19 protein-coding genes are annotated in these 24451 nt (G+C 60.2%); 14 read left to right on the top strand and 5 right to left on the bottom strand.

Translation table 11 applies throughout. The features are described from left to right. The first annotated feature begins 103 nt into the window (after positions 1-103). Positions 104-1240 carry an XRE family transcriptional regulator gene (locus JOE29_RS24040; protein WP_058445980.1) on the top strand — a complete coding sequence of 379 codons (1137 nt, stop codon included), beginning with the start codon at positions 104-106 and terminating at the stop codon, positions 1238-1240. After that, the gene (locus JOE29_RS24035) at positions 1237-1800 is read left to right on the top strand and encodes a DUF4411 family protein (RefSeq protein WP_074996740.1); all 564 of its coding nucleotides are present in this window, start codon (positions 1237-1239) and stop codon (positions 1798-1800) included. Before JOE29_RS24040 ends, JOE29_RS24035 begins: the two co-directional genes overlap by 4 nt. On the opposite strand, the gene JOE29_RS24030 is transcribed toward JOE29_RS24035, so the two are convergent. Next, positions 1725-1973, bottom strand: coding sequence for a hypothetical protein (locus JOE29_RS24030; protein WP_003318137.1), 249 nt, complete (start codon positions 1971-1973; stop codon positions 1725-1727). The two genes, JOE29_RS24035 and JOE29_RS24030, sit on opposite strands and share 76 nt — an antisense overlap. 83 nt (positions 1974-2056) lie before the next feature. Further along, positions 2057-2527, bottom strand: a complete 471-nt coding sequence (locus JOE29_RS24025) for an Lrp/AsnC family transcriptional regulator (RefSeq protein WP_074996741.1) — start codon at positions 2525-2527, stop codon at positions 2057-2059. A 255-nt stretch (positions 2528-2782) separates the two neighbouring features. Here JOE29_RS24025 and JOE29_RS24020 point away from each other — a divergent pair, with 255 nt between their 5' ends. From JOE29_RS24020 to JOE29_RS23980, 9 genes are all read left to right on the top strand, one after another. After that, positions 2783-3937, top strand: coding sequence for an aminotransferase class V-fold PLP-dependent enzyme (locus JOE29_RS24020; RefSeq protein WP_044312728.1), 1155 nt, complete (start codon positions 2783-2785; stop codon positions 3935-3937). Positions 3938-5155: 1218 nt separating this feature from the next. Then, the gene (locus tag JOE29_RS24015) at positions 5156-5962 is read left to right on the top strand and encodes an energy transducer TonB (RefSeq protein ID WP_017278913.1); all 807 of its coding nucleotides are present in this window, start codon (positions 5156-5158) and stop codon (positions 5960-5962) included. A 53-nt stretch (positions 5963-6015) separates the two neighbouring features. Further along, positions 6016-6723: a MotA/TolQ/ExbB proton channel family protein gene (locus JOE29_RS24010; RefSeq protein ID WP_003340004.1), complete on the top strand. Its 708-nt coding sequence runs from the start codon at positions 6016-6018 to the stop codon at positions 6721-6723. Next, the gene (locus tag JOE29_RS24005; protein ID WP_002555939.1) at positions 6723-7124 is read left to right on the top strand and encodes a biopolymer transporter ExbD; all 402 of its coding nucleotides are present in this window, start codon (positions 6723-6725) and stop codon (positions 7122-7124) included. The genes JOE29_RS24010 and JOE29_RS24005 overlap by 1 nt, the downstream gene beginning before the upstream one ends. Positions 7125-7223: 99 nt before the next feature. Then, positions 7224-10049, top strand: coding sequence for a TonB-dependent receptor (locus tag JOE29_RS24000; protein WP_210079935.1), 2826 nt, complete (start codon positions 7224-7226; stop codon positions 10047-10049). A 144-nt stretch (positions 10050-10193) separates the two neighbouring features. Then, positions 10194-12077, top strand: coding sequence for an extracellular solute-binding protein (locus JOE29_RS23995; protein WP_210079934.1), 1884 nt, complete (start codon positions 10194-10196; stop codon positions 12075-12077). 1 nt (position 12078) lies between these two features. After that, entirely contained in the window at positions 12079-13146 is a 1068-nt protein-coding gene (yejB, locus tag JOE29_RS23990; protein WP_003413943.1) for a microcin C ABC transporter permease YejB, read from the top strand. Beyond that, entirely contained in the window at positions 13146-14168 is a 1023-nt protein-coding gene (locus tag JOE29_RS23985; RefSeq protein ID WP_210079933.1) for an ABC transporter permease, read from the top strand. The genes yejB and JOE29_RS23985 overlap by 1 nt, the downstream gene beginning before the upstream one ends. Before the next feature lies 1 nt (position 14169). Beyond that, a complete protein-coding gene (locus tag JOE29_RS23980; protein ID WP_103365005.1) occupies positions 14170-15753 on the top strand; it encodes an ABC transporter ATP-binding protein in 1584 nt (527 codons plus the stop codon). A gap of 9 nt (positions 15754-15762) precedes the next feature. Here the strand turns inward: JOE29_RS23980 and JOE29_RS23975 are convergent, their stop codons facing one another. Next, positions 15763-17259: a methyl-accepting chemotaxis protein gene (locus JOE29_RS23975; RefSeq protein ID WP_044312770.1), complete on the bottom strand. Its 1497-nt coding sequence runs from the start codon at positions 17257-17259 to the stop codon at positions 15763-15765. A gap of 607 nt (positions 17260-17866) precedes the next feature. Here JOE29_RS23975 and ppx point away from each other — a divergent pair. Beyond that, positions 17867-19369, top strand: coding sequence for an exopolyphosphatase (ppx, locus tag JOE29_RS23970; RefSeq protein ID WP_003392489.1), 1503 nt, complete (start codon positions 17867-17869; stop codon positions 19367-19369). Here ppx and ppk1 read toward each other — a convergent pair. Both ppk1 and hemB read right to left on the bottom strand, forming a co-directional pair. Beyond that, positions 19356-21566, bottom strand: a complete 2211-nt coding sequence (ppk1, locus tag JOE29_RS23965) for a polyphosphate kinase 1 (protein ID WP_003392490.1) — start codon at positions 21564-21566, stop codon at positions 19356-19358. The genes ppx and ppk1 overlap by 14 nt on opposite strands. 16 nt (positions 21567-21582) lie before the next feature. After that, a complete protein-coding gene (gene hemB / locus JOE29_RS23960; RefSeq protein ID WP_044312722.1) occupies positions 21583-22593 on the bottom strand; it encodes a porphobilinogen synthase in 1011 nt (336 codons plus the stop codon). Positions 22594-22824: 231 nt separating this feature from the next. Here hemB and JOE29_RS23955 point away from each other — a divergent pair, with 231 nt between their 5' ends. Continuing rightward, the gene (locus tag JOE29_RS23955; RefSeq protein WP_003392491.1) at positions 22825-23487 is read left to right on the top strand and encodes a DedA family protein; all 663 of its coding nucleotides are present in this window, start codon (positions 22825-22827) and stop codon (positions 23485-23487) included. A 217-nt stretch (positions 23488-23704) separates the two neighbouring features. Then, on the top strand, positions 23705-24373 hold the full coding sequence (gene elbB / locus JOE29_RS23950) for an isoprenoid biosynthesis glyoxalase ElbB (RefSeq protein ID WP_210079932.1): 669 nt from the start codon (positions 23705-23707) through the stop codon (positions 24371-24373). The last annotated feature ends 78 nt before the right edge of the window (positions 24374-24451 follow it).

Here is a 24451-nt window from a genome sequence, read left to right as displayed (position 1 = left end):
TGCCGCAGCCCGCGGTGCGCGTCATCGCCAAGGAGAAGGCAATGCCCGGCAGCCTGCATATGGATCAGCTCGCTACAGCCCTTTTTGATATTCCTAATCCGCCATGAGCCAAGCCGCGTTTGTTAATCCCAGCATCCTCACGTGGTCCCGCGAGCGTGCAGGCTTGTCTGCCGCACAGGTCGCCAGAAAGCTTCCGGTGAAACCTGAGCGGGTCGTGGAATGGGAAGCGGGTGAGGCGAAACCGACTTTTCTTCAGGCGCAAAAGTGGGCGAGCGTCGCGCACGTTCCATTTGGCTTCCTTTTCCTTCTGCAACCGCCTGTTGAGCTGCTCCCGCTGCCAGACCTTCGCACGGTCGGCAACTTGGCCCCCCTGCGGCCAAGTCTGGAGCTTCTGGATACTGTGAAAGATGCCATTCGAAAGCAGGACTGGTATCTGGAGTATCTCCACAACCATGAGCAAAAGCCGCTTTCGTTCGTAGGCCGCTTTGACAGCCGATCGGCTGTGAAGGCGGTTGTGGACGATATTCGCCGGACCCTCGACGTCGATCCAGAAAAATCCCGTCTTGATCATGACAGGTACAGCCGTGCTTTGATCGATGCCGCAGAAGCGGCCGGTGTGCTTGTGATGCGCAGCGGTATTGCGCTGGGCAATACCCATCGCAAACTGGAAGTCAGCGAGTTTCGGGGCTTCGCCATCAGCAATCCGCTGGCACCTTTGGTATTTATCAACAGCTCTGATGCTCCAACGGCTCGCTTGTTCACATTGATGCATGAGCTTGCACATATCTGGATTGGCAGCAGTGGTGTCTCTGACGCAGGCACTGCAAACGGCCGAGAGGACGAGCGTTTCTGCAATGCGGTAGCCGGAGAGTTTCTTGTTCCCGAAGCACTTTTTCGTACCCTGTGGGATACCACTGTGGAATGGGAAAGCAATCTAGCCCAGCTTGCTACGCGATTCCACGTCAGCAAACTCGTTATAGGTCGCCGAGCCCTCGACCTGGGCTTTGTAACGCAAGAGCAGTACGGAACGTATTACCAAAGGGTACTGAAAGCATTTCAGGAGGAGAAAGGCGGTGCCGGTAATTACTACCGGAATGCAACTGCCAAAAACAGCACCCGTCTGAGCAGAGCCGTCCTGATCGAGGCCATGAGTGGACGAATGCTGTTGCGTGAAGCAGGCAACTTGCTCGGCATACAGCCTGCCAAGTTGAGAACGCTGGCGCAGACAGTAACGCTGTGAAGTATTTTCTCGACTCCAATACGCTGATTGAAGCCAAGAACCGTTACTACGGCATGAGGATATGCCCGGCATACTGGCAATGGTTGTTGCTTCAAAATCAGGCTTTTTCTTTAGCGAGCATAGAGCCTGTCAAAGATGAACTCACCAAAGGCCATGATGAACTGGCCGCGTGGGCGATCGATAATTCGAGCTTCTTTTGGGGCGTTTCGGATGAAGATACCCAAACCGCTTTTGTGAAGGTTGTAACGTTAGTCGCTCAAGCCCAGGGTATGAAGACAGGGGCAATGGAAGAGTTTTTAAGGGGCGCTGATCCATGGCTGATCGCCAAAGCTCTGACCTCTGGAGCTACTGTCGTTACCCATGAAGTACGCAATATGGATGCAAGGCGGAAATTCATCATCCCCAACCTCTGTGAACAGCTCAACGTCCCTTACATGAACACGTTTGAGCTGTTACACCACCTCAGCGCCATATTTGTGCTCCCTCAGCCCGGCAGAGTGCCGCCGCCCTCATCCGAGACGCTGTCGGCGTCGTCCACTTCCGGCTCACCTTCATCGTAAGTCTCGTCGTGTTCCGTACGCTTCTTCACCTCGTCGCCTTTTTTCGGGCCGACACCGGGTCTGTTCGCGTTCATGGCGAGGACCGGGTCTGCTTCGCGGTCGTACTGGCCGAGTTGCGGGCTGGCGGGGTCTTCTTTGGGTACGCTGTCTGTGAGTATGTGATCGGTTGTCATGTCAGCCACCTTTTTCGTTTGCCAAAGAAAGTGGACGTGGCACGGGGCCGAGGGTTCGATTCAATCGATGAGCGTGGCTGCGCTCAGCCGCCAAACGATGCGTAGTGCAAGGGCAGGCCGGTGGTGAATTTGATCTGTTCCATGGCGAAGCTGGAGCTCACGTCGCTGATGCCGGGAATGCTGATCAGTTGCTTGTACACCTCGTCGTACCCTGCAATGTCGGCCACCACGATGCGCAGCATGTAGTCGGTGTCGCCTGCCATGCGATAGCACTCGACCACTTCAGGCAGCTCGCCGACGGCGGCGTGAAACCGTTCGAGCCAGGCGGCGTTGTGCTGGTTGGTGCGGATGGCGGCGAAGACGCTGACTGACACGTTCAGCCGTTGCGGATTGAGCAGCGCGACCCGGCGGTCGATGATGCCGGCCTCTTCCAGCTTCTGGATGCGTCGCCAGCACGCGGTACTGCCCAGGCCGATACGCTCGGCGATGTCCGCCACCGAACGGGTGCAGTCGGTTTGCAGGATGTCGAGGATTGCCCGGTCGAACTTGTCCATTAGCGGTTTCCTGCGTTAGTCGCTCTACACTGATCGTGAGGAACGATGAGTGTCTGGCTGCGATTCTGCGTCTGAAGCAGCATCCTAGAATTTTTAATCGTATAAATCCAAGTGAAAGCGAATAATTTTTCGCATTGGTTGTCCATGCCCGTGCAAATATCAATAATTTTTCGCGTGCGGATCAGTAATCTTTCAAGCAGTCGGTCTGGTTTATGCCAGCCCTTGATTTTGACTCGATTGCAAAGCGAATTGCCCATGACCACTTCTGCGCTCTATCTGGATTACGCCGCCACCACACCTGTCGATGAACAGGTCATCGAAGCCATGGTTGCCTGTATGGGGCGCGAAGGTCATTTCGGTAATCCGGCTTCCAGCGGGCACGGTTATGGGCAGGTGGCGCGGCAGGCCGTTGAACAGGCACGCGCGCAGGTGGCCGATGCGGTGGGTGCGCCTGTCGACACCATTGTCTGGACCTCCGGCGCTACCGAGTCCAACAACCTGGCGATCAAGGGCATCGCCCAGGATGCCAGCGCGCAACGCCGCCACATCATCACCAGCGTCCTGGAACACAAGGCCGTGCTCGACACCGTCAGCACGCTGGAGCGTCAGGGCTTTCCCGTCACCTGGCTGAAACCGGACGCTCAAGGCCTGATCCAGCCTCAAGCCGTACAGGCTGCCTTGCGCGAAGACACGCTGCTGGTGTCGTTGATGCTGGTGAACAATGAGCTGGGTACGCTGACCGATATCGCCAGCATCGGCGCCCTGGTGCGCGAGCACGGTGCGCTGTTTCATGTGGACGCTGCGCAGGGCGTCGGCAAGGTGAAGGTCGATCTGGCGAGTCTGGCCGTCGACCTGATGTCGTTCTCGGCGCACAAGGCCTACGGCCCCAAGGGCATTGGCGCGCTATACGTGGGCCCGCGTGCGCATTCACTGTTGAAAGCGCAGATCCACGGCGGCGGACATGAAGGCGGCTTTCGTTCGGGCACGTTGGCCACCCATCAGATCGTCGGCATGGGGACGGCCTTTGCCTTGGCGATCAGCCAGGCCGACGCTGAAAACCGTCGTATCGAAGCGCTGAGTCGTCACCTGCGCGAAGGCCTGTTGAGTCTGCCGGATGTGCAGCTCAATGGCTGTCCGCAACAACGCATACCGCACACCCTGAACCTGTGCATCACCCGCAGCGGCTTCACCAGCGCCCAGTTGTCCCACAGCCTGGCGTTGTCCTCGACGTCCGCGTGCAATTCGGCCAGCAATGCACCCTCGCATGTGCTGCTTGCTCTGGGCATGGACTCCGCCAAGGCCCTGGCCAGCGTGCGCGTCAGCCTTGGCCGCTACACCACGCAGGCAGATGTCGAGCGCGCCATCGAGGTGTTCAGCAAGGCGCTCAGCGCACCTGCTGCGTTCTGGTAATTCACGACACCTGCAGGCCGCCCGAATCTAGGGCGGTTCTCTCCCGGCGCACCCGCGCCAATCTGCCGAGTTGATACCCGCCGGGGTCAGTGACTGCGCCTTGCAGCCGCAAATACTCGTCTCCAGATGAAAATGTACCCCTCCAGATACAAAAAGACACAAATTGGCACAGTTCTTTCTAGTGGAACGGTCGTGCCATAAACCAATGGTGCGCGCTGCATTCATGGGGTGCCTACACGCACCAAAGTGCAGTTAACGGACGTCAGAGCGTCCATAAACAGTGCAGGGGGCAGACCACAAGTCTCGCTTCCCGCCAGGAAAGGAATCTAGCTGTGCCCTATCAGTCTTGCGTCAGACCACCGTTACGTTGGCAATCCACACCTTGGGCATCACCTGCCTCAAGCGATGCCTGCACGGTCGCTTCACCCTTGTCCCGATCTGCGCGTTGTTATTCGACGGCCTTGCACGTCTGGACTTAAGACATTACGCGTGTGCCTTGAGTGTTCTGATGATGAATCAGGACGTGGCGTGGCCGTGCGCGTAATTAAGTAAATAGCGGGCTGTTTTTAATTAAAAGACGGTCGACCTATAAAGAGTGTCCGACACTTTATTTTGAGTGGTTTCATTTTGCCATCACCTGTGGAATGGCTTTTATTTCAACAACGCTAACTGTCCACACAACCGCGTACCTGTACGGAGCATTGTTTTATGAGGCGCTGATAAACTAACGCACCAACGTGATCCTGGTGACACAGTATTGGTGCATCAAACAAAGTGACTTGCAGGTCATGATTTTCGAACGCGTCTGCTCAAGCAGAGGGTCATTGTTTGTCTGTTTTTTTGTCCGACGTTTTATTCATCTGTGCGGTTTTGAAGTCAATGAAGTCGGGAATCGATAAATAGTTATACGAATGCGACACCCGCTCTGCATCAATGGTTACAGCTAGGGCGTTCTGGCACAGCGGTTGCAATGTAAGCCTTCAGGAACATCGCTGTACGTCCCCGTACATGACGATAAGAAAGCAAGGATCTGCAATGTCAGTGCCCTGATTCAAGACGCCTTTTAACCGTTTGAGTTCGCCGTGTGCGCACCCACCGCTTTGCCCTGCCCATCAACAATGTGCAGGTCTTCATCAATCGAACAGTTACCCATTGTTCGAGCGGATTTTTATTGCCCTTTAACTACTCGAGGGAGCGTTAATGAATGATGCGGTAATAATGAAAGCGGTTCCCTCTCCCTCGCCCGATGACACTTCGACGGCGTGGCAGGGTATTCCTTTCAGCGCCAATACGTCACGCCCGGGCGGCCTTAACAAGCCGCAAGTAATGGTGTTGATTGCTGCGTCGGTACTGATTCATGGTGTGATCTGGTGGTACATGCAAACGGCCCAGCCAGACGTGCCGGAAGTTGCGCCACAAGTTCCGGAAATGACCATTGAACTGACCAGCCCGACACCACCCGCCCCGGAACCGCCGCCGCCCGAGCCACCGCCTCCGCCGCCGCCTCCACCGCCTCCCCCCGAACCGGAACAACCGGTCGAGGACCCGGACGCGGTCGAACCGCCGCCCAAGCCGGTGGAAAAGCCCAAGGTCGAGAAGCCCAAGCCGGTCAAGAAAGTCGAGCCGGTGAAAAAGCCGACGCCGCCTGCGCCCAAGCCTGCTGCTGCGCCCAGCCCGCCCGCGCCGCCAACACCTGCGCCCGCGCCGCCGGCACCTGCTGCGCCACCGGCTCCGGTCAAGGAAAGCGCTGCGGTATCCGGGCTCGCCAGCCTGGGCAATCCACCGCCGGAATATCCGGGACTGGCCTTGCGACGCAGCTGGGAAGGTCGCGTGATTCTGCGCATCAAGGTGCTGCCCAACGGCCGCGCCGGGGCTGTCGAGGTGACCAAATCGAGCGGCAAACCGGTACTGGACGAAGCGGCCGTGGAGGCTGTGCGCAACTGGAAGTTCATACCGGCCAAACGCGGTGACACGCCGATAGAAGGCTTCGCGACGCAGACCATCGACTTCAAGTTGCCGGAATGATCCGGCGCATGACAACCGACTATTCAATTATCAAAGCTGGTGAGGTTTAAACCATGAACGCATCGCTCTCTTCCATGATCGTCCCGGCCGTGCTCTGGGCACTGATTCTGTTTTCCGTATTGAGTTGGGCACTGTTGCTGATCAAGTCGGCGCAGTATGTTCGCCAGAAGTCACAGAACAAACAGTTCACCAAAGTGTTCTGGAGCGCACCGGACCTGCTCACCGCTGCCGAGCATTCTGCGCAATACCCCGGCGCGCTGGCACGTATTGCCAACAGTGGCTTTGAAGCCATGGCAGTCGATGAGTCGCCGCGCACCACGCAACAATTGGCGCACACCATCAACCGCTCGGACCGTCTGGAGCGCAACCTGCGCCAGCAGATACAAAAAGAGCGGCGCGCGCTGGAAAGTGGCCAGGCGATTCTCGCCAGTATCGGCAGCACCGCGCCCTTCATCGGCCTGTTCGGTACGGTCTGGGGGATCATGGAAGCGCTGCAAAGCATCGGCGTGACCGGCTCGGCCAGCCTCGAAGCGGTTGCCGGCCCCATCGGTCACGCGCTGGTCGCCACCGGCGTGGGTATCGCCGTCGCCGTGCCGGCAGTGCTGATCTACAACTTCTTCCTGCGCCGCCTCAAGCTCGCCGTGGCCGACATGGATGACTTCGCCCACGACTTCGACGCCCTCGCCCAGCGCAGCGCCTTTGCCGTCACGCGCCAGCCCATCGCCAGCAAGAATGGCCATGCCGTTCGGGAGGCCAGCTAATGTCTTTCTCCACTCAGGACAGCGATGAAGTGCTCAGCGAAATGAACGTCACGCCGCTGGTCGACGTGATGCTCGTGCTGCTGGTGGTGTTCATCGTCACCACGCCGCTGATGACCAACGCGATCAAGGTCAATTTGCCCAAGACCGACGCAGTCGCCCCCGCCGAGAAGAAAAACCCGGTGGTGGTCAGCGTCGATCAGGACGGCAAGTTCTACCTTGCCAAATCGGAAATCGCCCCGGAGCTGCTGGAAAAAAGCCTGCAGGACGAAAAGGCCAAGGACCCGGAAATCCGCGTCCAGTTGCAGGCCGACACCGCCGTGAATTATGGCCAGGTGGCCAAGGCCATGGCCTCCATCGAACGCTCTGGCATTACCAAGATATCCGTCATGACAGCGAAATGACGCTCGACTGACCGGGTGGCTTCGCCTCGCGAAGCCGTCTGACCCGACCCCCGTGAATGCGGTTGTCCGTGGGCTGAAAAGCCCCTGGAGGGGAGCGGCTTGCTGGAAAAAGAAGAAGTGGAACTCCCGCTCGGCACAACCGCGTCGGGAACAGAGGGCTCACAAGGCCATTTCAATAATGTCTGGATCAAGTCGGAACTAACCATGCTGATGAATCTTCCCGGTTGCACCCTCAAACCACTGGCCCTCGCGGTCCGGCGTCATCCACGTGCCCTGCTCTGTGCATTGGCCATGGGCATGAGCGGTGCCCAGGCGGCAGACGCCGTCGATGCGGACACCAGCGGCTCGGCCGTGTCCACCAGTGCAGCGGTTGTGCCTGCCACGACCCAGCTGCAACGCGTAGAAGTGACCGGTTCGGCGATCCGCCGGGTCGATGCCGAAACCGCCGTGCCGATTACCATCCTGCGCGCCGACGACCTGAAGAAACAGGGCGTGACCACCACCCAGGAAATGGTCCAGCGCATTACCGGCAGCCAGTCGATCCAGAACAGCGCGGGCTCGATCGGTGCCAGCACCGGCGGCGCCTCTTTCGCCGACATGCGCGGCATCGGTGCGAACAAGACGCTGGTACTGCTCAATGGCCGTCGTCTGGCCAACAACGCGATTTCCGGTGTGGGCACGCCCAACGGCAGCGCCATCGACCTGAACATGATCCCGTTCGCTGCCATCGACCGTGTCGAAGTGCTGCGTGACGGAGCCTCGGCGCTGTACGGCACCGACGCCATCGGTGGCGTGATCAACTTCATCACCAAAAAGTCCCTGACTGACGGCACCTTGACGCTGGGTGGCGAAACGCCGACTGCCAGTGGCGGCGGTGCGACCAAGGACATGAGCGCCAGCTGGGGCTTCGGTGATCTGGAAGAAGACCGCTTCAACGTCATGGGCGTGGTCAACTACAACAAGCAGCAGAATCTGGACGCCAACGACCGCTCGTTCACGCGGGATTACCAGCCGGGACGCGGGCTCAATCAGACTTCCGGTACCGCCTACCCGGGCAACTATTATCAGGGCGACAACTCTGCCAACCCGCTGGGCAGAAACTGCGGCGGCTCCAGCCTGATCGCCAGCAACGGCATCTGCCGGTTCAGTACCCGCGAATACATCGACCTGATCCCGCAGACCGAAAAAACCTCGTTCTTCGGCAAGGCCACCGGCAAGCTGGCCGACGATCACAACGTCAGCCTCGAATACTTCTGGGCTCGCAACAACAACCACACCGGCATCGGTCCGGCACCGCTGACCGGGCTGTCGCTTGACGCTTCGTCGCCGTTCTATCCCGGCAACGGCATTACCCCGGCACCGACCGATTTCACCCTCGACCCGACACAGCCGGTCAGCACCGCATGGCGCGAAACGGCAGCGGGCGCACGAGGTTCAAGTGACCAGAACACCAGCCAGCGTTTTCTGCTGAATTTTGATGGTTTGGTAGGTGGCTGGGACTATAACGTCGGCGCTTCGTACAACCAGAACAAAGTACTTTCGTCAGTCACCAGCGGCTTTGTCAGTGACTCGGCGATGCGTCAGGATCTGGCTGATGGCGTCCTCAACCCGTTCGGCCCGCAGACGGCACAAGGGCAGGCGCTGATCGATGCCAGCGAATACCACGGTCAGTACTCCAGCGCTGTGGGCCGTGTGGCCGGGCTGGATGCGCGCATCAGCCGGGAAATCGGCGACTGGTTCGGCGCGGGCCCGTCCGGTCTGGCGCTGGGTGGTGAATACCGCAAAGAGAAGATGCATCAGGACTTCGACCCCTTCGTCAACGACATCAGCAGCCTGGGTCTGGACGCAGCCGGCAGCGTAGAGGGCGACCGCAGTGTCAAAGCCGAATACGCCGAACTGAACGTACCGGTACTGGACAGCCTGGAGCTGACCGCTGCTGTTCGTCACGATAAATACAGCGACTTCGGCAGCACCACCAACCCGAAATATTCGTTCCGCTACCAGCCGTTCAAGCAACTGGTGGTGCGTGGTGCCTACAGTGAAGGCTTCCGTGCGCCGTCGCTGTATGAACTCTATGCGCCGCGCAGCCTGAGCTACACCCAGGGCTACTACAACGACCCGGTACTCTGTGCCGGTGGCACCGTGCAACCCGGCGGTAACGCGGGTCGCGATTGCGCGCAGCAGTTCCTCAACAACAGTGGCGGCAACACCGAGCTGGCCCCGGAAAAAGCCCGCAACATGACCCTGGGCTTCGTCTATCAGCCGGTCAACAACCTGTCGATGGGCCTGGATTTCTGGTGGATTCACATCTCCAACCAGATTCAGTCGTTCCCCGAGTCGACCGTGTTCGATGACCCCAACACCTACGCCGACCGCTACGTGCGCGCTGCCGACGGTTCGATCGCCAACATCGTCACCGGCAACGCCAACCTGGGCATCGTCAAAACCAGCGGTGTCGACGTAACCCTCGACTATCGCTTCCCGAACACGCCTTACGGCCAGTTCGGTCTGGGCATGACCGGCACCTACGTCACCCGTTATGACTTCCAGAACATTATCGACGGCCCGTACACCGACAAGGTCGGCGACTTCCAGGGCGACGGCGTGATTTCGCGCTGGAAACACGTGCTGACCGGTACCTGGGCACTGGGCGATACCCGCGCTTCCATCACCAACCGCTTCACCAGCGGCTACAACGATTACGACCGCACCACCAATGCGCGGGTCGCGTCGTATGCGCTGTGGGACATGTCGGTGGGTCATACCTTCGACAAGGTGCTGGATATCGACGCTGGTGTGCGCAACCTGTTTGACCGCAACCCGCCGTTCACCAACCAGGCCTACAACTTCCAGTCCGGCTACGACCCTCGTTACGCAGACCCGCTGGGCCGTACTCTGTTCGCCCGCGCGACTTACCACTTCTGAGTGTGACGACGTGGCCCATACACGCTCCGTGGGCCACGTCAGATTGCGAGCTCGCCCCCTCCGGCCCAGGTTTCATCCGCCTTCCCCGGCCGGGGGCTTTTTCGCAGTGTCCCGTCATTCAGTGCGTACGAGGAAAGCCCCACCATGTCGCGTCTTAACCGTTTTCTGCGGCGCCTGCTTCTGGGTGTTGCGCTGTGCAGTGGCTGGCAGACCGTGCTGGCGACGCCGACCCACGCCTTGACCGTCTATGGCGAGGCGGCGAAATACCCGGCTGGCTTTAAGCACTTCGATTACGTCAACCCGAACGCCCCTAAAGGCGGCTCGCTGACGCGCTCGGCGGAAGAAATCGGCCAGTTCAATTACCTCAATCCCTACGTCGATCAGGGCATCAATGTGCGCGAGGTCGACAGCTGGGTGTACTCGCCACTGGCCTATCGCTCGCTGGATGAGCCGTACACGGTGTATGGCCTGATCGCGGAAAAGATGGAGATGGACCCGGACGGTCTGTGGATTCGTTTTTTCCTCAACCCCAAGGCGCGTTTCGAGGACGGCAAGCCCGTTACCGCCGAAGACGTGCGCTACACCTTCGAGCTGATGACCACCAAGGGCAGCTTCAGCTATCGACCGATGTTCGCCGACGTCAAAGAGGTGACCATCGAAGGCCCGCTGCAGATTCGCTTCGACTTCAAGAACAACCTCAACCGCATGCTGGCGCTGGACATTGCCAGCCTGCACATCCTCCCCGAACACTGGTGGAAGACCCGCGACTTCGCCAACGGCGGCGGTTTCGAACCGCCGCTGGGCAACGGGCCGTACCGCGTCGCCAAGGTTGACGCCGGGCGCAGCGTCACCTTCGAACGGGTCAAGGACTGGTGGGGCAAGGACCTGCCGGTCAGCCGTGGTCTGTACAACTTCGACACGCTCACCGTGAACTACTACGGCGACACCGAAATCGCCCGCCAGCTGCTGCAGGCCGGGACGTTCGACTACAACCGCGAGTTCTCCTCTTCAGGCTTCGTGGTCGGCTACAGCGGCCCGGCGATTGACGACGGGCGCCTGCAAAAGCGCATCCTCGCACCGCAACGTCCGGTCGCCGCGCAGGGCTTTGTGTTCAATCTTGACAATCCCATGTTCAAGGACCGCCGCGTGCGCGAGGCGCTGTCATTGCTGTGGGATTTCGACTGGATCAACCGCCGGGTCATGCGCAATTTCTACGTGCGCGAACAAAGCTATTTCCCGAAAAGCGACATGGCCGCCACCGAGCTGCCGACCCCGGCCGAGCTGAAGATCCTCGAGCCCTTGCGCGGGCAGGTGCCGGACGAGGTGTTCAGCAAGGTCTATCAGCCACCGAAAACCGACGGCAGCGGTTACATCCGTGACAAGCAGTTGCAGGCCCTCAAGCTGCTGGCCGAAGCCGGCTGGCATCCGAAGGACAACAAGCTGGTCAACGCGGCGGGCGAGCCGATGGTGTTCAGTTTTCTCGATGGTCAGGGCGGCTTCGACCGGCTGATTCTGCCCTTCAAGCGCACGCTGGCGCAGATCGGCATCACGCTGGATTTTCTGCGCATCGATTCGGCGCAGTACATCAACCGGCTCAATGCGCGGGACTACGACATGATCGTGGTCAGCCTGCCGAAAAACGGCAATCCGATCATCTCTCCGGGCCGTGAGCTGTACAACCTGTATGGCTCGCAAAGCGCCACCGAAGTGGGCAGCTCCAACGCCATGGTGCTGCGTAACCCTGCGGTGGACACGCTGATCGACGGGCTGGTCAGCGCCAATACGCGCAACGACATGGTGCTCTACGCGCGGGCGCTGGATCGGGTCCTGCAGTGGGGTTACTACATGATCCCCAACTACTACTCCAAGGGCACGCCGCTGGTGTTCGCCAACCGTTTCGGCATGCCGGATGTGGCACCCATCTATGACGTGGGTCTGGAAACCTGGTGGCAGATCAGCCCGACGCCGCTGACCAATGCTCAGGCCACTGCGCTGACCGGCAAACCTGCCGCTGCCAAGGAGTATTGAGATGCTGGCTTATGTGATTCGACGCCTGCTGCTGATCATTCCCACGCTGCTGGCCATTCTGATCGTCAACTTCCTGATCGTGCAGGCCGCCCCCGGCGGACCGGTCGAGCAGGCCATCGCGCGCATTCAGGGCTTCAGCCCCAACGGTGTGGGTGGCGGCGGGGGCGAAGTGGCTGCCTCCGGCACCGCCAGCCGCAGCACCCGCGGTCTGGACCCGGCGCTGATCGAGCAGATCAAGCAACACTACGGTTTCGACAAACCGATGCACGAACGGCTGTGGCTGATGCTCAAGAACTACGCACAACTGGATTTCGGCACCAGCTTCTTCCGCGGTGCACCGGTCACCGAACTGATCGCGCAAAAGCTGCCGGTGTCGCTGTCCCTCGGGCTCTGGGCGACGCTGATCACGTACCTGATTTCCATCCCGCTGGGCATTCGCAAAGCGGTGCGGCATGGCAGCGCATTCGATGTCTGGAGCAGCACGCTGGTGATCATCGGTTACGCCACGCCCGCGTTTCTGTTCGCCATTCTGTTGATCGTGGTGTTCGCCGGGGGCAGTTACCTGAGCTGGTTTCCGGCGCAAGGGCTGTTCTCGGACAACTTCGACAGCCTGAGCACCTGGGGCAAGGTGAAGGACTATCTGTGGCACCTGGTGCTGCCGGTCAGTTCGCTGGTGATCGGCGGGTTCGCCACGCTGACCATCCTCACCAAGAACAGCTTTCTCAACGAGATCAGCCGCCAGTACGTGGTCACGGCGCGCGCCAAGGGCCTGACCGAGCACCGCGTGCTGTACGGCCATGTGTTTCGCAACGCCATGTTGCTGGTGATCGCCGGTATTCCACAGGCCTTGATCGAAGTGTTCTTCGCCGGCTCGCTGCTGATCGAAACCATCTTCGGCCTCGATGGTTTGGGACGCATGAGTTACGAAGCAGCGGTCTCGCGCGACTACCCCATCGTGTTCGGCACGCTGTTTCTGTTCACGCTGTTCGGCCTGCTGATCAAACTGATTGGTGACCTGTGTTATACGCTGGTGGACCCCCGCATCGACTTTTCCGCGAGGAGCGCCTGATGTTCGAGTTCTCTCCCCAGACCCGGCGCCGCTTCGATCTGTTCAAGGCCAACCGTCGCGGTTGGTGGTCGCTGTGGATCTTCATCGGCCTGCTGCTGGTGTGCCTGTGCGGCGAACTGATCGCCAACGACAAACCGCTGCTGATCCGCTGCGACGGGCAGTTGTATTACCCGGTGCTGCACACCTACATGGAAACCGATTTCGGCGGCGAGCTGCCTTTCGAACCGGACTATGCCAGCGACTACGTGCGCAAGCTGATCGCAGCGAAAAACGGCTGGATGCTGTTCGCGCCGATACCGTTCAGCTACGACACCATCAACTATGACCTGGACGCGCCATCGCCCAGCCCGCCGGACCACATCAACTGGCTGGGCACCGACGAGCAGGCTCGCGATGTGTTGGCACGTGTGCTGTTCGGCGCGCGGATATCCATTCTGTTCGCGCTGCTGCTGACCGCGATCAGCACGGTGATCGGCGTGTGTGCCGGGGCGATTCAGGGTTACTACGGCGGCATGACCGACCTCATCGGCCAGCGCATTCAGGAGATCTGGTCGGGGCTGCCGGTGCTGTACCTGCTGATCATTCTGTCCGGTTTTGTGTCGCCCAGTTTCTGGTGGTTACTGGGGATCATGGCGCTGTTCTCCTGGCTGTCGCTGGTGGACGTGGTGCGTGCCGAGTTCCTGCGTGGGCGCAATCTGGAGTACGTCAAAGCTGCCCGCGCATTGGGTCTGACCGACGCTGCGCTGATGTGGCGACACATCCTGCCCAACGCGATGACCAGTACCCTGACCTACCTGCCGTTCATCATCACTGGCGCCATCGCCACCCTCACTGCGCTGGATTTTCTTGGTTTCGGCATGCCGGCGGGCAGTGCGTCGCTGGGCGAGCTGATCGGCGAGGCCAAGCGCAACCTGCAAGCACCCTGGCTGGGGCTGACCGCGTTCGTGGTGCTGGCCTTGATTCTTTCTCTGCTGGTGTTCATCGGCGAAGCCTGCCGCGACGCGTTCGATCCTCGGAGCTGACATGCACGACAACCTGATTGAAATTCGCGACCTGCGGGTCGCCTTCAACGGCCGCGAAGTGGTGCATGGCGTCAGCCTCGACATCCGCCGTGGCGAGTGCCTGGCGCTGGTGGGCGAATCCGGCTCGGGCAAATCGGTCACGGCGCATTCGATTCTGCGCCTGTTGCCGGCGAAAACCGTCAGCACGCAAGGCTCGATTCGTTACGACGGGCTGGACCTGGTCAGCGCCAGCGACAAGCAGTTGCGCAGCCTGCGCGGCAACCGCGTGGCGATGATTTTTCAGGAGCCCATGAGCTCGCTGAACCCGCTGCACACGGTTGAAAAACAGATCGGCGAAATCCTCGTCACCCATAAGGGCCTCAAGGGCAAGGCTGCGCTGAGCCGCACCCTGGAGCTGCTGGAACTGGTCGGCATTCGTGATCCGCTGTCCCGTCTCAAGGCGTATCCGCATCAACTGTCGGGCGGGCAACGCCAGCGCATCATGATTGCCATGGCGCTGGCCAACGAGCCGGATCTGCTGATCGCCGACGAGCCGACTACCGCGCTGGATGTGACCGTGCAGGTGAAGATTCTGGAGTTGCTCAAGTCCCTGCAACAACGCTTGAACATGTCGCTGCTGTTGATCAGCCACGACCTCAATCTGGTGCGGCGCATCGCCCAGCGGGTCTGCGTGATGCGTGAGGGCGAGATCGTCGAGCAGGCCGATTGCCAGACCCTGTTCGACAGCCCGCAGCACCCTTACAGCCGTCTGCTGATCAATGCCGAGCCGGATGGCGAACCGGTGCCGTCCACGCACAGCAACACGCTGCTGTCGGTGCAGGACCTGAAGGTCTGGTTCCCGCTGGGCAAGGCCTGGTTCAAGCGTGAACCGCAGTATGTGAAGGCAGTGGACGGGGTGAGTTTCGAGCTGCTCAAGGGCAAGACGCTGGGCATTGTCGGCGAGTCAGGTTCGGGTAAATCGACCATGGGCCAGGCGATTTTGCGCCTGGTCGATTCAGAGGGCAGCATCCGGTTCGGCACCAAGGAACTGAGCCTGCACAGCCAGCACCTGATGCGCCCATTGCGCCGTCAGCTGCAGGTGGTGTTTCAGGACCCGTTCGGCAGTCTCAGCCCGCGCATGACTGTGGAACAGATCATTGCCGAGGGCCTGGTGACGCACAACATCGGTACGCCGAAAGAGCGTGAACAGACCGTGATCCGCGTGTTGCAGGAAGTTGGCCTGGACCCGGCCACCCGGCATCGTTACCCGCACGAGTTTTCCGGCGGTCAGCGCCAGCGTATTTCCATCGCACGGGCGCTGGTGCTTGAACCGGATCTGATCCTGCTCGACGAGCCGACCTCGGCGCTCGACCGGACCGTGCAAAAGCAGATCGTCGCCCTGCTGCGCGATCTGCAAATCCGTCATGGCCTGACGTATCTGTTTATCAGCCATGACCTGGCGGTGGTTCACGCCCTGGCCCATGACCTGATCGTCATCAAGGACGGCAAGGTCGTCGAACAGGGCCCGTCCCGCGAGATCTTCGCCGCACCGCAGCAGGCCTACACTCAGGAACTGCTGCGTTCGTCGGGGCTGGTGTTCGCCTGAGCGCGAAAGCTACGCGTGAAAGCTCTGGCCCAGCGCTTCCAGGCGGATGGCCAGTGGTGACAGGCTCTGGCTGCTGGTCGCCAGCACACCGATATTGGCGGCGGTGTGTTCGGCGATGGTCTGCACCGAGCGCAACTGGTCGGCCATTTCCCGGCTGACGGCGGACTGCTGTTCGGTCGTCGTGGCAATCAAGCCGTTGAGCCGGGTGATATGGCCGATCCCTTCGCCGACTGCGCGCAGGGATTGCGAAGCGCGCTGGCTGTCCTCGACACAACGCCCGACGCCCTGCAGGCTGTCGTTCATGGCCGTAGCGGCCTGACGACTGCCTTTTTGCAGGTCTTCGATGATGGTCTGGATTTCCTTGGTCGAGGCTGCTGTGCGCTGGGCCAGGTTGCGCACTTCATCGGCCACCACTGCAAAGCCTCGGCCCTGCTCACCGGCGCGGGCGGCTTCGATTGCGGCGTTGAGGGCCAGCAGGTTGGTCTGCTCGGCAATGCTGCCGATCACGTCCAGCACCTTGCCGATCTGTTCTGACTGGTTGGCCAGGGCTTGTACGGTCTCATCGGTGGTCGTGATGCGCGCGGCAAGCTGGGTGATTTCGCTCTGCGCACGGTCGACACTGTCGCGCCCGTGAGCGACCTGATCGCTTGCGTCACCGGCCCGCTGCACGGCTTGCGCGACGTGGCTGGAGATATCGTTCATGGCATCGCCCATGCGCTGCATCGCGCCGGTCATGCGCGCGATTTCACTGAGCTGATGCTGCGCACCGGTTTCCAGCGTACTGCTGGCCTTGGCGAGGTCATGACCCAGTTCGCCAAGCCCGCGAGTGTCACGCACCACGCCGTCGACCAGGCCGGTGATCTGCGCCAGAAACTGCTCGAACCGCTGCGCCAGCGAGACATGTTTGCCCGACTGCTGGCTGGACTGGCTATCGGTGGAGAACTGGTTGGTGGTGGCCAGCATCCGGTCCAGCATGTCCTGATTCTCGACCGCCTCGGCCTGATTCTGCACGGCCAGGTAGACCAGAATCGCGCTTTCAACGACCACATACACCGCATGCACAAGCACCATGCTCCAGCCGAAGCCGTGGTGCATGACGTACACCGGGAAGCCGGAATGCTGCAGGGCATGGAAACCGATGTGGTGGAGGGCGATGGTAACGGCAGCGACCAGAATCGGCAGCCAGTCGCGGTAGAAGGTCAGCACCGCCAGCAGGACGAAGATGCCGAAATGTATCTCGACCTGCCCGTGGGCCTGATTGATGTGCATCGCGGTCATGACCATCAGGCCTACACCGAAACAGCAACGCATCAATCGGGTGCCGCCGATGGCCCGATACAGCCCGGTCAGCACCACCGCGGTGCCGCCACCGACGACGACTGCCTGGGTGAAGGTGTCGAACCAGAACGCCAACCCCAGCGCGTAGATGAACAACAGCCAGATCAGACCCAGCATGATCCGGTCGGCCTTGCGGTAATGGTCAAGGAAACGAGGGGCTACGGGCATCGAACACATCCTTTTGAAATCCATGGCGACAGGGGCTCCTGCCGGTTTTCAAATCTGCACGAGCAAAAGCCCGGCCAAAGTGTCGTCCGGATAGTAGCCCTATGCCAGAATTTCAGACATACATATTCTTTGCCCGGTATTCAGGGCTGCGTATGCGTGCAGCGCAGATCTGTGACGCGGAGCGTCACGCCAGGCATTCCCACGCTGGAGTGGGAATGCATTTCGTGACGCTCCGCGTCACAGCTACATGCTGTATCGGGCTGGACAGAAATCTTGGTGGGAGTGAGCTTGCTCACGAAGACTTTGGTCCAAACGCCATATTTCCCGGTGCTGCACCGACCTCTTCGCGAGCAAGCTCGCTCCCACCAAGACTGTGTATTACGCTGAGCGCGGAGCATGGACACGATGGCGTTCTTAGGGATACCTCTCGTTCCGCACGCTCCAGCGTGGTAATGCATTTGGTAACGCTCTGCGTCACATGGCATTGATAGCCATACGCCACGCGCGCGAGTAATACCGGGTATTTCCGGTGCCTGAACAGCTTCGCGTTGGCGGCAAGCATGGATCGTGGCACGATGGTCCGGTTATCGAACCGGACTTCCTGACCATGCCGCACTCAACACCCAAGAATTTTTCACTGATCGCCGCTATCGACCTGGGCTCCAACAGCTTTCATATGGTTGTGGCAAAAGCCAATCAGGGCGAGATTCGCATTCTTGAGCGCCTGGGCGAGAAGGTGCAGTTGGCCGCTGGCATCGACGAAGAGCGCCAGTTGACCGAAGAATCCATGCAACGCGGTCTCGACTGCCTGAAACGCTTCGCCCAGTTGATCAACGGGCTGCCGCTCGGTGCGGTGCGCATCGTGGGCACCAATGCCCTGCGCGAGGCGCGTAACCGCAACGACTTCATTCACCGCGCCGAAGAAATCCTCGGCCACCCGGTGGAAGTGATTTCCGGCCGCGAAGAAGCGCGCCTCATTTACCTGGGCGTCTCCCACACGCTGGCCGACACCCCGGGCAAACGTCTGGTCGCCGACATCGGCGGCGGTAGTACCGAATTCATCATCGGCCAGCGCTTCGAGCCGCTGCTGCGTGAAAGCTTGCAGATGGGCTGCGTGAGTTTTACCCAGCGCTACTTCCGCGACGGCAAGGTGACACCGGCCCGGTACGCTCAGGCCTATACCGCTGCCCGTCTGGAAATCATGAGCATCGAACACGCGCTGCATCGCCTCAAGTGGGATGAAGCGATCGGTTCGTCAGGCACCATTCGTGCTATCGGCGTGGCGCTCAAGGCCAATGGTTACGGCGCTGGCGAGGTCAACGCCGAAGGGCTGGCCTGGCTCAAGCGCAAGCTGTTCAAGCTGGGTGACGTGGAAAAGATCGACTTCGACGGCATCAAACCCGACCGTCGCGCCATTTTCCCCGCAGGCCTGGCGATTCTGGAAGCCATCTTCGACGCCCTCGAGCTCAAGCGCATGGATCACTGCGAAGGTGCCCTGCGTGAAGGCGTGTTGTATGACCTGATGGGCCGCCATCATCACGAAGACGTGCGTGAGCGTACGCTCAGCTCGCTGATGGAGCGTTATCACGTCGATCTGGAGCAGGCCGCACGCGTTGAAGCCAAGGCGCTGCATGCGCTGGAGCAGGTTGCCGAGAGTTGGGACCTGCAGCACGAAAGCTACGCCGAACTGCTGAGCTGGGCGGCCAAGGTGCACGAGATCGGCCTGGACATCGCTCACTATCACTACCACAAGCACGGCGCGTACCTGATCGAGCACTCCGACCTTGCCGGTTTCTCACGCGAAGACCAGCAAATGCTTGCACTGCTGGTGCGCGGTCATCGCCGTAATATTCCCAAGGACAAGTTCGCCGAGTTCGGCGATGAAGGCATCAAGCTGATTCGCCTGTGCGTGCTGTTGCGCTTTGCGATTCTGTTTCACCACATTCGTGGCACCCAGGAGATGCCACGTGTGACGTTGCGTGCCGACGGCCCGAATCTGGACGCCGAATTCCCGAAAGGCTGGCTGGAAAACAACCAGCTGACTCAGGCCGACTTCGCGCTGGAAGCGGAGTGGCTGACCCGAGTCGGCATCGTCTTCAGCGTACGCTGAGTACCGGGTTGCTCAGGCGCTCCAAAAGAGTCGCCTGGGCGCTTCGCGGGTTCTGATTACCGGTCGGCGTGCTGCGCACGTAACGCCCGTCCGACTGCAACAGCCAGCTGTGGGTGTTGTCGGTCAGGTAGCTTTCCAGTTCCTTCTTCACACGCAGAATCAACTTCTTGCCTTCCACCGGGAAGCAGGTCTCGACGCGCTTGTCGAGGTTGCGCTCCATCCAGTCGGCACTCGACAGGAACATCTGCTCGTCTCCGCCGTTGAGGAAGTAGAACACTCGCGTGTGCTCCAGGAAGCGGCCGATGATCGAGCGCACATGGATGTTGTGCGAAACCCCGGCGATGCCCGGACGCAGACAGCACATGCCGCGCACCACCAGATCGATGCGCACACCGGACTGGCTGGCCTTGTACAACGCCCGGATGATCTTCGGATCGGTCAGCGAGTTGAACTTGGCGATGATGTGCGCAGGCTTGCCGTCGAGCGCAAATTGCGTCTCGCGGGCGATCATGTCGAGCATGCCTTTCTTGAGCGTGAACGGCGCATGCAGCAGCTTCTTCATCCGCAGCGTCTTGCCCATGCCGATCAACTGGCTGAACAGTTTGCCGACGTCTTCACACAACGCGTCATCGGAGGTCAGCAAGCTGTAGTCGGTATACAGACGTGCGTTACCGGCGTGGTAGTTGCCGGTCCCGAGATGCGCATAACGCACGATCTCGCCCGCTTCGCGACGCAGGATCAACATCATCTTGGCGTGGGTCTTGAAGCCGACCACGCCGTAGATCACCACCGCACCGGCGGCCTGCAGGCGGCTGGCCAGTTGCAGGTTGGACTCTTCATCGAAGCGCGCACGCAACTCGATCACCGCAGTGACTTCCTTGCCGTTACGCGCGGCATCGACCAGTGCATCGACGATTTCCGAGTTCGCGCCGCTGCGATACAGCGTCTGGCGTACCGCCAGCACGTGCGGGTCTTTTGCCGCCTGGCGCAGCAAATCGACCACGGGCGTGAACGACTCGAAAGGGTGCAGCAACAGGATGTCCTGTTTGCTGACCACGCTGAAAACGTTTTCGCTGTTCTGCAGCAGCTTGGGGATGGCTGGCGTGAACGGCGGGTATTGCAATTCGGGATGGCTGTCCAGGCCGGTGATGCTGAACAGACGCGTCAGGTTGACCGGGCCATTCACCTGATACAGCTCGGACTCGTTCAGGTTGAACTGCTTGAGCAGGTAGTCCGACAGGTGTTTCGGGCAGGTGTCCGCCACTTCCAGACGTACCGCATCACCATAGCGACGCGAGAACAGCTCGCCACGCAGTGCGCGCGCCAGGTCTTCCACATCTTCGGAGTCCAGCGCCAGGTCAGCGTTTCGGGTCAGGCGGAACTGGTAGCAGCCCTTGACCTTCATGCCCTGAAACAGATCGTCAGCGTGGGCGTGGATCATCGACGACAGGAACACGAAGTTGTCGCCAGGCCCGCAGACATCTTCCGGCACCTTGATCACTCGCGGCAGCAGACGCGGCGCGGGAATGATCGCAAGACCGGAGTCGCGCCCGAAGGCATCGATGCCTTCAAGCTCGACGATGAAATTCAGGCTCTTGTTGACCAGCAAAGGGAACGGGTGCGTCGGGTCGAGGCCGATCGGGGTGATGATCGGCGCGATCTCGTCGCGGAAGTAGCGTCGTACCCAGGCCTTGAGCTTGGCCGTCCAGTGACGGCGACGAATGAAGCGGACCTGATGTTTCTCCAGCTCCGGCAGCAGAATATCGTTGAGGATCGCGTACTGGCGATCCACATGACCGTGTACCAGTTCACTGATCCTGGCCAGCGCCTGATGCGGCTGCAGACCATCAGCGCCCGCCTGTTCGCGGGCAAAGGTGATCTGCTTCTTCAGGCCTGCAACACGAATCTCGAAGAACTCATCAAGGTTGCTGGAGAAGATCAGCAAAAACTTCAGCCGCTCCAGCAATGGGTAGGACTCATCGAGCGCCTGTTCCAGAACCCGGATATTGAACTGTAGTTGCGACAGCTCACGGTGGATATACAGGCTGCTATCGTCCAGGTTCGGAGCGACGATAGCGGGCACCGCAGCGGCGGGTGCCTCGATGGCCGGGATTACTTCGATGTCAGGTTCGACCACGGGTGTTGCCTCCGGGACATCGACTTGAACAGCGGCTTCGATGAGTGCTTCGGTATTCATGAATGTTCCTGTGAGGCTATTGCCCCTTCAACAGTTGAGCGGCGCGAACAGCAAAGTAGGTAAGAATGCCGTCGGCGCCGGCGCGTTTGAAGGCAGTGAGGGACTCGAGAATCACCCCTTCACTCAGCCAACCGTTCTGGATTGCGGCCATGTGCATCGCGTATTCACCGCTGACCTGATAAACAAAGGTCGGCACTTTGAACTCATCCTTGACCCTGTACAGAATGTCCAGATAAGGCATGCCAGGCTTGACCATGACCATGTCGGCGCCTTCGGCAAGGTCGGCTGCCACTTCGTGCAGAGCCTCGTTGCTGTTGGCCGGGTCCATCTGATAGGAGGCCTTGTTGGCCTTGCCCAGATTCAGGGAGGAACCCACCGCATCACGGAACGGACCGTAGTAGGCACTGGCGTACTTGGCCGAATAGGCCATGATCCTGACATTCACATGCCCGGCCAGCTCCAGAGACTCGCGGATGGCCTGAATGCGACCGTCCATCATGTCCGATGGTGCGACCACCTGAGCACCGGCATCGGCGTGCGACAGCGCCTGTTTCACCAGCGCGTCGACAGTGATGTCGTTCTGAACGTAGCCCTCGTCGTCGAGGATGCCGTCCTGACCATGCGTGGTGAACGGGTCCAGCGCCACATCAGTGATGACGCCCAGCTCCGGGAAACGGTCACGCAGGGCGCGGGTCGCGCGCTGGGCGATGCCGTCCGGGTTCCAGGCTTCGGCACCGTCGAGGGATTTCTTTTCCGGCGGTGTCACCGGGAACAGCGCCAGCGCAGGGATACCCAACGCGACCCAGTGCTCGGCTTCCTTGAGCAACAGATCAACGCTCAAGCGCTCGACGCCAGGCATCGAGGCGATGGACTCACGACGGTTTTCACCATCGAGAACAAATACGGGAAGAATCAGATCGTCGACAGTGACAACGTTTTCACGCACCAGCCGACGGGAAAAGTCGTCGCGGCGATTACGGCGCAGACGAGTGAGAGGAAACAGGCGGTTAGCGGGGGTAAAGCTCACGGCGAGACTCCTGAGCCCGCTTACGCGGGCAAGCGCGACAGTTATAAGCCGCCATTATGACCAATGTGTGACAGTCATGGTTCGACCTGCGACTGCACGTCGCGGTCACGGCCTTAAAGGGGATACGACCATTGTGGTTGCAAGAATCTTTAACGTCGAGACACATATGGACACTTTCATGATTGCCTTGGGCGCGTTAGGCTGCGCGTTCATTTCGCCAGCATCCAGACAATGCTCCAGAATTTCTTGAACGAATTCGGCTACTTTGCCCTGTTCCTCGGCACCTTTTTTGAAGGCGAGACCATTCTGGTTCTTGCCGGATTCCTGGCGTTCCGCGGATACATGGACCTCAATATCGTCATCCTCGTAGCCTTTTGTGGCAGTTATGCGGGCGACCAGTTGTGGTATTTCATGGGACGCAAGCACGGCCGCAAGCTTCTGGCGCGCAAGCCTCGCTGGCAACTCATGGGCGACAAGGCGCTACGGCTGGTCCGCAAGCACCCGGACATCTGGGTATTGGGCTTCCGCTTCGTGTACGGCCTGCGAACGGTCATGCCCGTGGCCATCGGCCTGTCGGGTTATCCACCCGGGCGTTATCTTCTGCTGAACGGTATCGGCGCGGCTGTCTGGGCTGCGGCGCTGGGTTCGGCTGCCTACCACTTCGGCGCGGTGCTCGAAGGCTTGCTGGGTAACGTCAAGAAATATGAACTCTGGGTGCTGGGCGCGCTGGTTCTGGTGGGGCTGGCCCTGTGGATACGACGACGCGTCAAGAACGCACGGATCGCCCGTGAAGAGCGTGAAGAAAAGAGCCGTTTCTGTGCATCGGCAGCGGCCTCCGATCTGGAAACGCCGGTCACCGTGCCCGTCGATCTGACGAAAAAATCCGACGAATAAACGTCCCCCCCTCCCGAGCGCAGGCTGACAAGCCTCGCTCGGCGATAGCGTACAGACGCTGCCGAACTCGCGGCCACCGCCCTCCCCATGCACCTTTGCGCAGCCGGCTTTGCACCGCCAACGATGCCTCAACTGAACACTCGGCCCGTAAAGCGATCAACTGAACAGACAAATTAAAACAAGCCTTAAGTTGATCGAGCACAAGGAGCCGAAATCGATGCAGAAAAAAGTGGCTGTAATCCTCTCCGGCTGTGGCGTCTACGACGGTGCCGAGATTCACGAAAGCGTTCTCACCCTGTTGCGTCTGGATCAGCGCGGTGCGCAGGTTCAGTGCTTCGCGCCTGACATCGCTCAGCATCACGTCATCAATCACCTGAACGGTGAGGAAATGCCCGAGTCGCGCAATGTGCTGGTCGAGTCTGCGCGCATTGCACGGGGCGAAGTGAAGGACATCCGCGAAGCAAATGCCGAAGACTTTGACGCCCTGATCATCCCGGGCGGTTTCGGCTCGGCAAAGAACCTTTCCGACCTTGCCCTGCAAGGCCCGGCCTGTCAGGTCGAAGCGGGATTGCTGGAGCTTGCCGAGGCGTTTGCCGAAGCCGGTAAACCGGTCGGGCTGATCTGCATCACCCCGGCACTCGCGGCCAAGATCTATGGCCCCGGCGTGACCTGCACCATCGGCAGCGACCCTGAAACCGCTGCGGCCATCACTAGAATGGGTGGCAGCCATGCTGAATGCGCCGTCGATGACATCGTCGAGGACGAAGCGCGAAAACTGGTCAGCACACCTGCCTATATGGTCGCCAAGAGCATCAGCGAAGCGGCCTCGGGCATCAATAAGCTGGTTGACCGCGTGCTGGAGCTGACTCACGAGGGCGATGCCTGACCGTTGCCCTGCCTGCAAAACACCGCCTGTCAGACGGGCGGTGTTTTGCAGGCTGGCCATGGTGATCCACCCGGGCTT

Origin of the sequence: Pseudomonas sp. PvP009 (genome assembly GCF_017832995.1) — a bacterium.
Classification (GTDB): Bacteria; Pseudomonadota; Gammaproteobacteria; order Pseudomonadales; family Pseudomonadaceae; genus Aquipseudomonas; species Aquipseudomonas syringae.
This window is presented reverse-complemented; position numbering and strand designations above follow the sequence as displayed.

Coding starts and splice junctions, on each gene's coding strand:
- JOE29_RS24040 (WP_058445980.1), top strand. CDS start 104: ATGAGCCAAGCCGCGTTTGTTAATCCCAGCATCCTCACGTGGTCCCGC.
- JOE29_RS24030 (WP_003318137.1), bottom strand. CDS start 1,973: ATGACAACCGATCACATACTCACAGACAGCGTACCCAAAGAAGACCCC.
- JOE29_RS24025 (WP_074996741.1), bottom strand. CDS start 2,527: ATGGACAAGTTCGACCGGGCAATCCTCGACATCCTGCAAACCGACTGC.
- JOE29_RS24020 (WP_044312728.1), top strand. CDS start 2,783: ATGACCACTTCTGCGCTCTATCTGGATTACGCCGCCACCACACCTGTC.
- JOE29_RS24015 (WP_017278913.1), top strand. CDS start 5,156: ATGAAAGCGGTTCCCTCTCCCTCGCCCGATGACACTTCGACGGCGTGG.
- JOE29_RS24010 (WP_003340004.1), top strand. CDS start 6,016: ATGAACGCATCGCTCTCTTCCATGATCGTCCCGGCCGTGCTCTGGGCA.
- JOE29_RS24005 (WP_002555939.1), top strand. CDS start 6,723: ATGTCTTTCTCCACTCAGGACAGCGATGAAGTGCTCAGCGAAATGAAC.
- JOE29_RS23995 (WP_210079934.1), top strand. CDS start 10,194: ATGTCGCGTCTTAACCGTTTTCTGCGGCGCCTGCTTCTGGGTGTTGCG.
- yejB (WP_003413943.1), top strand. CDS start 12,079: ATGCTGGCTTATGTGATTCGACGCCTGCTGCTGATCATTCCCACGCTG.
- JOE29_RS23985 (WP_210079933.1), top strand. CDS start 13,146: ATGTTCGAGTTCTCTCCCCAGACCCGGCGCCGCTTCGATCTGTTCAAG.
- JOE29_RS23980 (WP_103365005.1), top strand. CDS start 14,170: ATGCACGACAACCTGATTGAAATTCGCGACCTGCGGGTCGCCTTCAAC.
- JOE29_RS23975 (WP_044312770.1), bottom strand. CDS start 17,259: ATGCCCGTAGCCCCTCGTTTCCTTGACCATTACCGCAAGGCCGACCGG.
- ppx (WP_003392489.1), top strand. CDS start 17,867: ATGCCGCACTCAACACCCAAGAATTTTTCACTGATCGCCGCTATCGAC.
- ppk1 (WP_003392490.1), bottom strand. CDS start 21,566: ATGAATACCGAAGCACTCATCGAAGCCGCTGTTCAAGTCGATGTCCCG.
- JOE29_RS23955 (WP_003392491.1), top strand. CDS start 22,825: ATGCTCCAGAATTTCTTGAACGAATTCGGCTACTTTGCCCTGTTCCTC.
- elbB (WP_210079932.1), top strand. CDS start 23,705: ATGCAGAAAAAAGTGGCTGTAATCCTCTCCGGCTGTGGCGTCTACGAC.